The sequence below is a fragment of the Roseitalea sp. genome, from assembly GCF_984466335.1.
This window is the reverse complement of record NZ_CFIFWG010000086.1, coordinates 1-12,758: the sequence shown is the minus strand read 5'-3', so window position 1 is coordinate 12,758 and position 12,758 is coordinate 1. Positions and strand designations below refer to the sequence as shown.

11 protein-coding genes and 1 riboswitch are annotated in these 12,758 nt (G+C 67.2%); of the genes, 6 read left to right on the top strand and 5 right to left on the bottom strand.

Annotated elements, in window-relative coordinates; genetic code table 11:
• Positions 1 to 123 precede the first annotated feature (123 nt).
• Positions 124 to 1,800 carry a lysine--tRNA ligase gene (locus tag AC5E6L_RS09275; protein WP_491772809.1) on the bottom strand — a complete coding sequence of 559 codons (1,677 nt, stop codon included), beginning with the start codon at positions 1,798 to 1,800 and terminating at the stop codon, positions 124 to 126.
• A gap of 176 nt (positions 1,801 to 1,976) precedes the next feature.
• Between AC5E6L_RS09275 and AC5E6L_RS09270 the strand changes: the two genes are divergently transcribed.
• Complete coding sequence (locus AC5E6L_RS09270) at positions 1,977 to 2,396, top strand: tellurite resistance TerB family protein (RefSeq protein WP_491229516.1); 420 nt, start codon at positions 1,977 to 1,979, stop codon at positions 2,394 to 2,396.
• A 73-nt stretch (positions 2,397 to 2,469) separates the two neighbouring features.
• Positions 2,470 to 3,342, top strand: a complete 873-nt coding sequence (locus AC5E6L_RS09265) for a sterol desaturase family protein (protein WP_491229520.1) — start codon at positions 2,470 to 2,472, stop codon at positions 3,340 to 3,342.
• Here the strand turns inward: AC5E6L_RS09265 and AC5E6L_RS09260 are convergent.
• Positions 3,273 to 4,145, bottom strand: coding sequence for a transporter substrate-binding domain-containing protein (locus tag AC5E6L_RS09260; protein ID WP_491772807.1), 873 nt, complete (start codon positions 4,143 to 4,145; stop codon positions 3,273 to 3,275). The genes AC5E6L_RS09265 and AC5E6L_RS09260 overlap by 70 nt on opposite strands.
• A gap of 437 nt (positions 4,146 to 4,582) precedes the next feature.
• Here AC5E6L_RS09260 and AC5E6L_RS09255 point away from each other — a divergent pair, with 437 nt between their 5' ends.
• Positions 4,583 to 6,331, top strand: coding sequence for a glycosyltransferase family 2 protein (locus tag AC5E6L_RS09255; protein ID WP_491772805.1), 1,749 nt, complete (start codon positions 4,583 to 4,585; stop codon positions 6,329 to 6,331).
• A gap of 89 nt (positions 6,332 to 6,420) precedes the next feature.
• Positions 6,421 to 7,242, top strand: a complete 822-nt coding sequence (locus AC5E6L_RS09250; protein ID WP_491772803.1) for an ion transporter — start codon at positions 6,421 to 6,423, stop codon at positions 7,240 to 7,242.
• Here the strand turns inward: AC5E6L_RS09250 and AC5E6L_RS09245 are convergent.
• Positions 7,211 to 8,308: a 2'-deoxycytidine 5'-triphosphate deaminase gene (locus AC5E6L_RS09245; RefSeq protein ID WP_491230062.1), complete on the bottom strand. Its 1,098-nt coding sequence runs from the start codon at positions 8,306 to 8,308 to the stop codon at positions 7,211 to 7,213. The genes AC5E6L_RS09250 and AC5E6L_RS09245 overlap by 32 nt on opposite strands.
• A gap of 80 nt (positions 8,309 to 8,388) precedes the next feature.
• Positions 8,389 to 8,475, top strand: a riboswitch (SAM riboswitch).
• Positions 8,476 to 8,554: 79 nt separating this feature from the next.
• On the opposite strand from AC5E6L_RS09245, the gene AC5E6L_RS09240 reads away from it, so the two are divergent.
• On the top strand, positions 8,555 to 9,745 hold the full coding sequence (locus AC5E6L_RS09240) for an O-succinylhomoserine sulfhydrylase (RefSeq protein ID WP_491772801.1): 1,191 nt from the start codon (positions 8,555 to 8,557) through the stop codon (positions 9,743 to 9,745).
• A 3-nt stretch (positions 9,746 to 9,748) separates the two neighbouring features.
• Here the strand turns inward: AC5E6L_RS09240 and AC5E6L_RS09235 are convergent, their stop codons facing one another.
• Positions 9,749 to 10,354, bottom strand: a complete 606-nt coding sequence (locus tag AC5E6L_RS09235; protein ID WP_491230064.1) for a CDP-alcohol phosphatidyltransferase family protein — start codon at positions 10,352 to 10,354, stop codon at positions 9,749 to 9,751.
• Positions 10,355 to 10,500: 146 nt separating this feature from the next.
• Between AC5E6L_RS09235 and apaG the strand changes: the two genes are divergently transcribed.
• Positions 10,501 to 10,893 carry a Co2+/Mg2+ efflux protein ApaG gene (gene apaG, locus AC5E6L_RS09230; RefSeq protein ID WP_491230065.1) on the top strand — a complete coding sequence of 131 codons (393 nt, stop codon included), beginning with the start codon at positions 10,501 to 10,503 and terminating at the stop codon, positions 10,891 to 10,893.
• Here the strand turns inward: apaG and AC5E6L_RS09225 are convergent.
• Positions 10,800 to 12,758, bottom strand: a 1,959-nt coding sequence (locus AC5E6L_RS09225) for an efflux RND transporter permease subunit (RefSeq protein WP_491772798.1), incomplete at its 5' end; no start/stop codon positions are given. The two genes, apaG and AC5E6L_RS09225, sit on opposite strands and share 94 nt — an antisense overlap.

Sequence of the window (12,758 nt, the reverse complement as noted above, 5' to 3'; positions counted from 1 at the left end):
CGTCGAGCTTGCGTCGGCCAATCCGGACTTCGCCGACAGGACGGTGGCGACGGACGAGCTGGAATGGATGGCCCGTATCCTGTGGGCCAGCCAGTAGCGCGGCGCGCCTTCCTTCCCCGCACCTCAGGATGAAGGCGGGACGGCCAGTTCGCCCGCGAGCGCCCGGGCGATCAGGGCGCGCGTTTCGGCAATGCCGTAGAGCGCGATGAACGAACCCAGCCGGGGGCCGCGTTCCTGCCCCAGCAATGTCCGGTAGAGCGCGTTGAACCAGTCGCCGGTCACCGCCGGTTTCCCCTGCGGGCCGGTCTTGCCGGGGTCCTGGTAGCGCTCGAACCGCCGGCCGACATCGAGCAGCGCATCCTGGATGGCGGCTCCGTCCGCCGCTTTGCCCGTGGGCAGGCCGGCCAGCGCGGCGGCGAGGTCTTCGAGCGCCTGGCGTTCGACCGTGTCGGGTGCGTGGAACCGCTTGGCCGGGCGCACGAAGTCCTCGAAATAGCGGATCGCGAAGCCGGCGAGCGCGTCGAGTTGCGGGTGCGATCGCGCCGTCACGCCGGGCGCGTAGCGCGAGATGAAGCCCCACAGCACGTCCTTGCTCCCGGCATTGGACGCGCCGACCAGATTGAGCAGCATCGCGAACGGCACCGGCATGTCGGCCCTTGGGGGGGCACCTGAATGGATGTGCCAGGCCGGGTTCGCCAGCCGCTGCGCCGCATCCTGCCGGCCGAATGCCGAAAGGAAGCTGAAATAGTCGTCGACCGCCTTGGGAATGACGTCGAAATGCAGCCGCTTGGCCGTGCGCGGCTTGTGGAACATGAACAGCGCTAGGCTCTCGGTCGGGGCGTAGGCCAGCCATGCGTCGATCGTCAGCCCGTTGCCCTTCGATTTCGAAATCTTCTCGCCGTTCTCGTCCAGGAACAGCTCGTAGACGAAATGTTCGGGCGGGCGGCCGCCCAGGATCGCGCAGATCCTGTCGTAGAGGGCGGCGTTGGTCTGGTGGTCCTTGCCGAACATCTCGAAATCGACGTCCAGCGCGGCCCAGCGCATGCCGAAATCGGGCTTCCACTGCATCTTCACATGGCCACCGGTCACCGGCAGGGTGGTTTCGGTGCCGTCCTCGTCGTTGAACGTGACGGCGCCCTTGCGCGCATCGACATGCTTCATCGGCACATAGAGGACGCGGCCGGTCTTCGGCGAGATCGGCAGGAAGGGCGAATAGGTCGCCCGGCGCTCCTCGCCGAGCGTGGGCAGCATGACTTCCATGATCCTGTCGTAGCGCTCGCAGGCCCGCAGGAGCACGGCGTCGAACCGTCCGCTCCGGTAGCATTCGGTGGCGCTCATGAACTCATAGTCGAAGCCGAACGTGTCGAGGAACCGGCGCAGCATGGCATTGTTGTGATGGCCGAAGCTGGCATGATCGCCGCCGAACGGGTTGGGCACCGCGGTCAGCGGCTTGTGCAGATGCGCCTTGAGCGCGTCGCGGTCGGGCACATTGTCCGGAACCTTGCGCATCCCGTCCATGTCGTCGGAAAAGCAGATCAGGCGCGTGGGCACGCGGTCGCCGGTCAGGACGCGGAAGGCGTGGCGGACCATGGCGGTGCGCGCCACCTCGCCGAAGGTTCCGATGTGCGGCAGGCCGGACGGCCCGTAGCCGGTCTCGAAGGTGACCGTGCCCGAAAAGCCGCTTTTTTCATATCGCTCGACGATCTTGCGCGCCTCCTCGAACGGCCATGCCCTCGATGTCCTGGCGGCCTCTAAGAGGGCGGGATCGTGATCGACGGGCGGCGGCGGTGCGGCGCTCATGGCTGGTCCCCTGCGGAAAGCGGACTTGGGCATTGAAAGGTCATGACACAGCGCTCTAGCCCAGCGATGCTGCGATGAAAAGTGGCAAGATCGGGTCCCGCGCCGCCGCCCGAGGGCGGGTTGCGCGCGGGACGCAGCCGCCATACAGACGGCCCGATATCGCAAGGGGTCAAGGCATGGCGAAGATCGATGAGGCGCGCGCGCTGATCTACATCATGGTCACGGTGGCGGCGGCTGATGCCCGGTTGTCCGACCGGGAACTGAGCCGCATCGGCGTGATCACCGACACGCTGCCGATCTTCGAGGGGATCGACCGGGACGTGCTTGTCGAACAGGCCAACGGCTGCACGATGATCCTTGCCGAAGAGGGCGGGCTTGAGACCATCCTGACCCTGGTTCACGACACGATCCCGGCGCGGCTCTATGCGACGGCCTATGCCGTCGCCGTCGAAATCGCCGCCGCCGACCTTCATGTCGAGCAGGAAGAGCTCCGCTTCCTTCAGATGTTGCGCGAGACGCTCGATCTGGACGCGTTGACGATCGCCGCCATCGAGCATTCGGCCCGCGTGCGTTTCCGGTTGCCCTCGCAGGACTGACATTCGCGCCTTTCACGGCAATGTGCGTGCCGGCGGCGTTGACCGCGCGGGCGGCAAGGGCCATGTCACGGTCATGGTCGAGAACGAGCCGCTCATCCGCTTTGCCGCCTTCGTCGCCATCTTCACGGCCATGGCCGCGTTCGAATTGTGGGCGCCGCGGCTTGAGCGCGCCGAGATGGCAGGGGCGCTGCGCTCGCGCCGCTGGTTCGCCAATCTGTCGATGGTCGTGATTTCGTCGCTCTGCCTGCGGATCGTGTTCCCAGCGGCCGCGGTCGGCACGGCCGTCTATGCGCACGCACAGGGCTGGGGCGTGTTCAACCTGGTCGGCATGCCCGTCCTGCTCGCCGGCGTGATCGCCTTCGTCGTGCTTGATTTCGCCGTGTGGCTGGAGCATCTGGTCAGCCACAAATGGCCGCTTCTGTGGCGCATTCACCGCATGCATCATTCCGACCAGGGTTTCGACCTGACGACGGCGCTGCGCTTTCATCCGCTTGAGATCGTCATCTCCATGATCTGGAAAGCGGCGGTCATCGTCGCGCTCGGCGCGCCGGTGATCGCGGTCTTGATCTTCGAGATCGTCCTCAACGGCATGGCCATGTTCAATCATGCCAATGCGCGCCTGCCGCTGGGGCTCGACCGCGCCTTGAGAATGTTGCTCGTGACGCCGGACATGCACCGCGTCCATCATTCGGTCGTCAGGCGCGAGACCGACAGCAATTACGGCTTCAACCTGTCGGTCTGGGACCGGCTGTTCGGAACCTACAACGACCAGCCCGAAGCCGGCCATGACCGCATGCGCATCGGCCTTGACGATTATGACGGCCCGCGGACGGCCAGCCTGGGCTGGGCGCTGGCGCTGCCCTTCCGTCGGGCGGGCTACCGCCTCGGCCGGACCGCGCCGCCCGCTTGCGACACTTGCGTGCCGAACGGGTCGACGGGGAAGTAGCGCGCGTAGATCTCGGCATAGGCGCTGCTGTCCTCGACCGCCTTGAGCGCGCCGTTGACGGCATCCAGCAGGCGCCTGTCCTCAGTGCGGGTGACCGCGACCATGCCGGGGCCCAGATGGGTCTCGGACAGATACGGCCCCGACACGAAACGGCAGCAATCGCCGGCCGCCGGAGATGCCAGCCAGAACGACAGCAGCACGCCGTCGCCGAAGATGAGGTCGGCGTTCCCGGTTTCGAGCGCCTCGTAGAGCTGGGCCATTTCGGGCATCGGGACCGCCTGGGCCCGCGGGAAGAAGGTGGCGAGCATTGCCGCGTGGGCTGAATTTTCGACGACGGCGACCTTCCGGCCGGCAAGCAGGTCGGCGGACGCCATATCATCGGGCTCGGTGCCGTTGCGCCCGACAAGGCGCGCCGGAAAGCGGAAATACGGCTCCGACAGGCCAAAGCGCATGCGCAGCGCCGCGCCCGGCGCATGGCCGGCGAGGATCACCTCGCCCCGGCGTCTTTCGAGCGCCGGCTCCAGCTCCTCCCAGGGCATCGCCTGGATCTCGCAGCGATCGATCAGGCCGAGTTCGGCGCAAAGCGCACGCGCCAGATCGACGTTGAAGCCCGTCGGCCTGCGGTTGGCATCGGCGAAGTTGAAGGGCGGGAAATCGAGGCTGGTCAGAAAACGCAGCCTTTCCAGCCCGCCCAGATCGATCGCCGGCGCGCGATAGCCCGGATCCCACAGCCGCGGCGGTTCCGCCTGCGCCGGTCCCAGCGCGATCAGGCCGGTTGCGAGGGCCGCCAGGCTTGTGCGCATCCACGCCGGAAGCACGCCCGACCCGCAGCCCTTGCGCCGGCAAGCGGCTGGGCGCCCCTTCTTCTTGTGTCGCGCAAGGCGATCGGGCACCCGCGATACTTGACGGATTTTGTTGATTGCAAGGTTCAAAATACGCCCCTTGTGGCTTGATTCACTTAAGGCAAGAGATAGTCTTGCGGGCGGGTGAGGTAGACGACTATGTTCATGGCGTAATGCGGTCGAATATCGACCGCACACTTGCAGGAGGCGGCGGGCCTCTTGGCGTGTGCCCATCGGCTTTGCCAGGTGAAGCCCTGCCGCCCGGTGCGCCGACAGGGCCCTTGGCGGACCGTTTCGGCCACGCTCGCGGCGATCCTGCGGGCGATGAGCCGCCGCTCAGCCCGTGCTGTGTCTTTCTTGCTTGGCCCGGCTTTCCGGTCAAGTGGCTTCGCCAGGCCATGGCGCTGGCCGACCGGAACCGAACGGGTGCTGCGTGCGAGTTGCTGGCGCACGGCGTCATTGCCCAGAACGCCTTCTACCGCGCGCTCGCGCGCCATCTGGACCGGCCCTATGTCGAGGCGGCCGACATAGGCCGGGTCCTGAGCGCGGGCGACGGCGAGGTCGGCACGGTGAGCGTCCGCGCGCCGCTCGTCTGGTGCCAGCTTCGCGATGGCCGCGCCATGCCGGTGACCGCGCCCGATCCGCGAGCGATCGCCGCGATCCTTGCGATGAAAGAGCGCGGCGCGTTGCCCCGGCCACTCGCGATCACCGCGCCGCGGGCGCTGCGCGGCCTGTTGAGCCGCCATCATGCCCCGCAGCTTGTCGAGACGGCCGTCCGCAAGCTCGCCTATGCGGAGCCGGCCATGTCCGCCCATGCCGGCGCCCGGTTCTGGCAGGGCGCCGTCTCGGCGCTCCTGGTGGCCGTCGGCATCATCGCCTTGGCCGTGCAGCCCGGCCTGGTCGCCGTCCTGTTGCATGCGGCCCTGTCGGTCTTCTTCTTTGCGTGCGTGATGCTGCGGGTCCTTGCGTCGCTGACCTACCGGCCCGCGCGTGCCGTGCCCCTGGCGCCGGCGAGCCCTGGCGGCAAGCCGGTTTACACGGTGCTGGTCTGCCTTTACCGCGAGGTCGCCGTGATCCCCGATCTGATCGCCAGCCTGAAGCGCATCAGGTGGCCGCGGTCCAAGCTGCAGATCCTACTCGTGTGCGAACGCGACGATGCCGATACGCTCGGCGCGCTGGCGCTGGAGCGCCTTCCGCCATGCTTCGAGATCGTGCCCGTTCCGCCGGGCCAGCCGCGCACCAAGCCCAAGGCGCTCAACTACGCCATGGCCTTCGCGCACGGACAGTTCATCACGCTCTACGATGCCGAGGATCGCCCGCACCCCGACCAGCTCAACGAGGCCTGGCAAACCTTCATGGGCAGCGAGGAGGCCGTCGCTTGCCTGCAGGCGCCGCTGGTGAAGGCCAATACGGGCCGCAATGCGCTGACGGCGCTCTTTCACCTCGAATATTCCTGCCTTTTCGGCGGACTGATGCCGTGGCTGGCGCGCATCGGCGCGCCGATCATGCTGGGCGGGACGTCCAATCATTTCCGCCGGCACGCGCTCGAAAAGGTCGGCCGATGGGACCCCTTCAACGTGACCGAGGATGCCGATCTGGGCATGCGGCTGTGGCGAAGCGGCTATCGAACGGCCATGATCACGCGCCCCACCCTCGAAGACGCCCCGCATACGTTCGCGGCATGGCTGCCACAGCGAACGCGCTGGTTCAAGGGCTGGATGCAGACCTGGATCGTGCACACGCGCGAGCCGCTGCGCCTGTTTCGCAACATGGACGTGTGCGCTTTCCTGATCACCCAGTTGCTGCTCACGGGCACGATCATCTCCGCGCTTTTGCATCCGATCGTTCTCGTCAACGCGATCGCCCTTGGCGCCTGGCTCGCGTTCGAGCGTCCCGATGCGCCCTATCCGGGCCTGATCGCATGCATCGATGGGCTGATGGTCGTTTCGAGCTATCTGGCTTTCATCGCGCTGGGCTGGCTTGCCACCGGCCCGCGGGACCGGCGCAAGGTCGGCTGGCGCCTGGCGCTCGTTCCGGTCTACTGGCTGGCGCAGTCGCTCGCCGCTTGGCGCGCCCTGGGACAATTGTTCACGCGGCCCTTCGAATGGGAGAAGACGCCGCACGGGCCCCATGAGCGGATCGATTGAGCGCATTGCGCCGCACAAGAGCGCGTTTCAATTCCACTGCCCTATCCATATATTGGCATCCGGACTCTCACACATGCGCCGGTGCCTTCATGGAAAAGCTGCGAACCCTCGTCGAAAGCCAGCGCTTCGAGCGCGCGATCATCGCGCTGATCGTCATCAACGCGGTCACGCTGGGCATGGAGACGTCGCCGGCGCTGATGGAGGCGGCCGGGCCGGCCCTTATGACGATCGACCGGCTGATCCTGGCGGTGTTCGTCGTCGAACTGGCGATGAAGTTCGCGGTCTACCGGCTCGATTTCTTCAGGAGCCCGTGGCGCATCTTCGATCTGGTCATCGTCTCCATCGCGCTGATCCCGGCGGCCGGGCCGTTCTCGGTGCTGCGTTCGCTGCGCATCCTGCGCGTGCTGCGTCTGATCAGCGCCGTGCCTTCCATGCGCCGCGTCGTCGGCGGCCTTTTGACGGCGCTGCCCGGCCTGGGCTCGATCGTGCTGCTTTTGCTGCTGGTCTTCTATGTCTTCTCCGTGATGGCCACCAAGCTGTTCGGCGCGGCCTTTCCGCAATGGTTCGGCTCGATCGCCGCCTCGGCCTATTCGCTGTTCCAGATCATGACGCTCGAAAGCTGGTCGATGGGCATCGTCCGGCCGGTGATGGACGCCTTCCCCTGGGCCTGGGCCTTCTTCATACCCTTCATCGCCGCGACCACCTTCACGGTGCTGAACCTGTTCATCGGCGTGGTCGTCTCGGCGATGCAGGCCGAGCATGACGCCGAGGCCGCCGGTGAACGCCAGTCGATCCACGACGAACAGGCGCTGATCCTCGAAGAGATCAGGGCGCTTCGCGCCGAGGTCCGCGCGCTGAGGGCGCAGGAGGGCGGGCCGGTTATGGCACCCGGAAGTGCTTCGACAGTTTGAGGCCCTGCGCCTGATAGTTCGAGCGCATGTCCGCGCCATAGAGCGCGGTCGGGCGCGACATCATCCGCTCATAGACCAGCCGGCCCACGATCTGGCCGTGTTCGAGCACGAACGGCACCTCGTGGCTGCGCACCTCCAGAACCGCGCGGCTGCCCGTGCCGCCGGCGGCCGAATGGCCGAAGCCGGGATCGAAGAACCCCGCATAATGCACCCTGAATTCGCCCACCAGCGGGTCGAACGGCGTCATCTCGGCGGCGTGGGATGGCGGCACGTGCACCGCCTCGCGGCTGACCAGGATGTAGAACTGGTCCGGATCGAGGATCAGTTCCTTGCGCGCGCGCACATGCACCGGCTCCCAGAAGTCGAGCGCCTCATGGGCCCCCGGCCGGTCGACATCGACCAGCGCTGTGTGCCGCTTGCCGCGATAGCCCGCAAGGCCGTTCCCGTCGCCCGACAGGTCGACGGAAAGCGCGATCCCGGCCCGGGAAATGTTGGGCCTGTCGCCCGCCACCAGCGTCTCCCGGTCGTGCAGGGCGCTCAGGGCGGCGGCATCGAGCATGGCCTGGCCGCGCCGGAAGCGCATCTGCGTCAGGCGCGAGCCGGTCCGGACCACGATCGGGAAGGTGCGCGGGCTGACTTCCAGAAAGAGCGGGCCGTGATAGCCGGTCGGCACCTTGTCGAACTCGACCGCATTGTCGGCGATCAACCGGGTGAAGATGTCGAGCCGGCCGGTCGAGCTTTTCGGGTTCGCGGCGGCGGCGATGTCCGGCGGCAGGGCCAGCGTTTCGAGCAGCGGGACGATATAGACGCAGCCCGTTTCAAGCACGGCCCCTCCGGTCAGCTCGATTCGGTGCAGCTCGAACTGGGCGAGCTTTTCGGCGACCGTGTGCGCCGGGCCCGGCATGAAGCCGGCGCGCACCCGGTAGGCGACCGTGCCCAGCCGCAAGTCGAGGCTGGCCGGCTGAACCTGCCGCTCGTCGAGCGGCCGGGGGAGCGCGACGGCGCCCGCCTCGATCAGGTGACCGATGTCGTGATCGGCGAGGATGCCGCTTTCGCGCCGCGTCATGGGTGGGTCCGCGCTGCTCCGGTTGCGCGCACGATGGCGGTGCCCGTCGATTGACGCAAGCGGGTACACCCCTTATGGACAGCTTAATAGGTGGTGATTTGGCCGGCCGGCTTGCAGCCACGGGAGCCCGCTCCCAGAACTCGCTAAAAGGCCGCGGACAGAGCCACCAGTCCATGGCATGGACCAGACGGCGACGACCCGGCTTCATGGCGCCATGAGGCCGGGATTTTTGTATGGAGGTTCGTCATGGCGAAGGATATGAAAGGCCGGGGACCGGCAACGCGGATGGTCCATGAGGGCACCGTGCGCTCTTCGTTCGGCGAGACCTCCGAGGCGATGTTCCTGACGCAGGGGTTCGTCTATGACAGTGCCGAGGCCGCCGAGGCGCGCTTTCTGGGCGACGAGCCGGGCTTTGTCTATTCGCGCTACGCCAATCCCACCGTCGAGATGTTCGAGCAGCGCATGTGCGCGCTGGAAGGGGCCCAGGCCGCCCGCGCGACCGCCTCGGGCATGGCGGCCGTCGCCTCGGCCCTCCTGTGCCAGGTCTCGGCGGGCGATCACGTGATCGCCGCCCGCGCCCTGTTCGGCTCGTGCCGCTGGATCGTCGAGCACCTGCTGCCGCGCTACGGCGTCGCAACCACGCTGATCGACGGCACCGACCCGAGCGCCTGGGAAAAGGCGGTCAAGCCGAACACGAAGCTCTTCTTCTTCGAAAGCCCGACCAATCCGACGCTGGAAGTGATCGACATCGGCCATGTGGTCGCGGTCGCCAGATCCTGCGGCGCGCGCACCGTCATCGACAATGTGTTCGCAACGCCCCTCTATCAGAAGCCGATGGAACTGGGCGTCGACATCGTCGTCTATTCGACCACCAAGCATATCGACGGGCAGGGCCGCTGTCTGGGCGGCGTCGTGCTCGCGCCGCGGGACTGGATCGACGAACATCTGCACGATTTCTACCGCCACACCGGCCCGTCCATGAGCCCGTTCAACGCCTGGGTGATGCTGAAGGGCCTTGAAACGCTGCCGTTGCGCGTCGCCCGGCAGACGCAAAGCGCCCGCGCGGTGGCCGATTTCCTCGCCGGCCATCCCGCCGTGTCCCGTATCGTCTATCCCGGCCGGCCCGACCATCCGCAGGCCGACATCGTGCCAAGGCAGATGAGCGGCGGCTCGACACTGGTCGCTTTCGATGTCAAGGGCGGCAAGCGTGCCGCATTCGCGCTGGAAAACGGTCTCGACATCATCGCCATCTCCAACAATCTGGGCGACGCCAAGAGCCTGATCACCCATCCGGCGACGACCACGCACAAGAACCTTTCGGACGAGGATCGCGACGAGCTTTCGATCGGCGGCGGCACGCTGCGCCTGTCGGTCGGGCTGGAGGACGCGGCCGACCTGATCGCCGATCTGGAGCAGGCGCTGGCCAGGGTGGCCTGACCGTCAACGCAACGTCTTCGATGCCAGCACGATGCGCGACACGGCCGTATAGAAGCAGATCGCGGCGAACAGCCAGGCGAGCGCCGGGAACCAGCCGGGCAGCAGGCACATCAGCACGAACATCCCGATCGTCTCGGTCGCCTCGGCCAGGCCCGTCGTGAAGAAGATCGACTTGTCGCCATGGCTTTCGCTTTCAAGGTCTTGCCGTTCGGCCATGATGGCGTAGGCCAGAAAGCTCGCGCCATTGACGTAGAAGGACAGGACCAGCACCGCGCCCGCAACGGCATTGGCCGCCGGATCCGCCAGAACGAAGCCGACCGGGATGACCCCGTAGAAAGCGAAATCGAGCACGATGTCCAGATAGCCGCCATAGTCCGTCTTGCCGGTCAGGCGTGCCACCGGACCGTCGAGGCCGTCGCACAGCCGGCTCAGCAGAGCCAGCACCAGGCCGAGCCAGTACCATTGGACGGCGATCGCACCGGCAGCCGCGATACCGATCGCAAGGCCGGTCCAGGTGAGCTGATTGGCCGTGATGCCGCCACGGGCCATTTGCCGCGCCAGCCGTTCGAGCAGGGGATCGATCTTCGGACGCAAAGTGTTGTCGAGCATGGGTTCACCGGCAGTTTGCCCTGTCGCGCCCATACGCCATCGCCGCCGCAAGGTCACGACGCAACCGGCCGCGCGATCATCACGCGCGGACACATTCGCGTGGGACGGCCCTTTTCGGCGCGGGACCGTTTGGCTACATTTACGCCATGTATCGCCAAACCACGGACGGCATCGAAATCACGGTACGGCCCGATTTCCTCGATCAGGAATCGGATCCGGACGATGGTCGCTGGTTCTGGGCCTATACGGTGGTGATCGCCAACCATTCGCGCGAGACGATCCAGCTCGAAAGCCGCTACTGGCGGATCACCAACGCCATCGGCGCGGTCGAGGAGGTCGCCGGTCCGGGGGTGATCGGCGAGCAGCCGGTCCTGTCGCCGGGCGACAGCTTTCAATACACATCGGGCTGTCCGTTGAACACGCCGTCGGGCACCATGGTCGGGCACTATGTCATACGGCGCGAGAACGGCGAGCGGATGCGCGCGCTGATCCCGCCCTTCTCGCTCGATATTCCCAACGCGGTGCGGACGCTGAACTGAGTCTCTGCGCGCCGGGGATCGATCCCGGGACGGGGCGGCCGGCCCGCGCGGTCGCCGTAGAGCGCGACGAGGGTCGAGCGGATATCCTCGCCGATGCCGATGAAGACCGGTACCAGGAAAAGCACCAGCACCGTCGCGGTCGCAAGGCCGAAGACCATCGTGATCGCCATCGGCAGCAGGAACTGGGCCTGGAGCGAGGTTTCGAACAGCAGCGGGATCAGGCCGCCGATCGTCGTCAGCGATGTCAGCAGCACCGCCCGGAAACGGTCGCAACTGGCATTGACGCATGCCTGGCCAATGTCCTCGCCGCCCCGCAGCCGCTCTTCGAGCCGGGAGACGAGGATGATGGAATCGTTGACCAGGATTCCCGAAAGGCCGAGCAGGCCGATCATCGACAGCACGGTGAGCTGGTAGCCCATCAGCCAGTGGCCGACGACGGCGCCGACCACGCCGAACGGGATGATCAGCATCACCGCGAACGGGCGGAAATAGCTGCCGAACACCCAGGCGAGGATCACATAGATCACGCTCAGGGCGACGAGCGTGCCCAGGCCGAGGTCGGCGAACGCGTCGCGCTGCTCCTGGCTGCGACCGCCAAAGCCATATTCGACGCCATGCTTGCGCGCCACCGCATCGAGCGCGCCGGACGCCACGAGCTGCGCGACGACGCCGTCGGTGGTGTTGATCGTCGCGTCGATCTCGCCGGTCACCGAGATGGTGGTCTGGCCGTTCTTGCGCTGGATCGCCGAAAAGCCCTGCTGCTCGCTCAGCGTGACGATTTCGGTCAGCGGAACGAGATTGCCCGACGGCGCGGTGAGCATCATCGAGCGCAGCGCCGCGGTCCCCTGGCCGGCCGTCTGCTGGCTGACGCGGATGGCGACCTCGTCATTGCCGCGCGCAAAGCGCCGCGGCACCGTCCCCTCGATCGCGTTGCGCACCTGCGTGCCCACCGCATCGAGCGTGAAGCCGAGCGCGGCGGCCCTGGGCGTCAGCGTCATGACGAGTTCGGGCTTGCCGAAGGGCAGATCGTCCTCGACGCCGGTGACGCCCGGTATGGCGGCCACGATCTGCGTGACCTCGATGGCTGCATCCTTGAGAACGGCGATGGACGGGCCGCGCAGCTCGACATCGATGTCCGCGCCGGGCGGTCCGCCGCGCGCCTGCCGGACCGCGAAGCGCCGCACCTGCGGCAGGTCGGGCGCTTCGGCCCGCCAGGCCCGGACGATATCGGGCGTGCGGATCGCGCGCCGTTCGGAAATCGTCAGTTGCACCTTGATCCGGGCGAGATTGTCGCCCCGTGCCCGGCCGGACGAGCCGAGCGTGACGAACACGGCCTCGATTAGGTTCTCGCCATTGGCCCTGGTCAGGCTCGCCTCGGCGCGCCGCAGCGCCGCCTCATAGGCGCGCACCGCTTCGACCGCCTCGGCTTCGGGCGTGCCCGGATGCAGGATCACGGACCCTGAAATGTTTTCCGATTCCGGCGAGGGGAAGAAGACGAAGCCGACATGGCCGCCCGCGCGCAGGCCCCAGGCGAACACCATGACCAGGCCGATGGCGATGGCGATCGACACGTAGCGCCAGTCATAGGCAAGGCGCACCAGCCGGGCGAACGGGCCGCGCCGGAACCGGTCAAAGCCCGCATCGAAATTGCGGCGGAACCAGCCGTCCCCGTGCACGTCGCTGGCGGCGATCGCCGAGTGCCGGGTCCCCGCGCCGCCGCGCAGCGCGTAAAGGCCGGCCTCGACGGCGACCGCGAGCATGAGGGCGATGGCGGCAACGGCCGTGCCGAACAGGAACGGGCTGACACCCTGCCGCCAGACCTCCAGGCCGGCCAGAGGCGGCAGCGAGGCGGCGGCCCCGCCCTG

Bases quoted from the DNA above. Each gene is read 5' to 3' on its own strand.
- AC5E6L_RS09255 (WP_491772805.1), top strand. From the start codon at position 4,583: ATGGCGCTGGCCGACCGGAACCGAACGGGTGCTGCGTGCGAGTTGCTG.
- apaG (WP_491230065.1), top strand. From the start codon at position 10,501: ATGTATCGCCAAACCACGGACGGCATCGAAATCACGGTACGGCCCGAT.
- AC5E6L_RS09260 (WP_491772807.1), bottom strand. From the start codon at position 4,145: ATGCGCACAAGCCTGGCGGCCCTCGCAACCGGCCTGATCGCGCTGGGA.
- AC5E6L_RS09245 (WP_491230062.1), bottom strand. From the start codon at position 8,308: ATGACGCGGCGCGAAAGCGGCATCCTCGCCGATCACGACATCGGTCAC.
- AC5E6L_RS09270 (WP_491229516.1), top strand. From the start codon at position 1,977: ATGGCGAAGATCGATGAGGCGCGCGCGCTGATCTACATCATGGTCACG.
- AC5E6L_RS09250 (WP_491772803.1), top strand. From the start codon at position 6,421: ATGGAAAAGCTGCGAACCCTCGTCGAAAGCCAGCGCTTCGAGCGCGCG.
- AC5E6L_RS09265 (WP_491229520.1), top strand. From the start codon at position 2,470: ATGGTCGAGAACGAGCCGCTCATCCGCTTTGCCGCCTTCGTCGCCATC.
- AC5E6L_RS09240 (WP_491772801.1), top strand. From the start codon at position 8,555: ATGGCGAAGGATATGAAAGGCCGGGGACCGGCAACGCGGATGGTCCAT.
- AC5E6L_RS09275 (WP_491772809.1), bottom strand. From the start codon at position 1,800: ATGAGCGCCGCACCGCCGCCGCCCGTCGATCACGATCCCGCCCTCTTA.
- AC5E6L_RS09235 (WP_491230064.1), bottom strand. From the start codon at position 10,354: ATGCTCGACAACACTTTGCGTCCGAAGATCGATCCCCTGCTCGAACGG.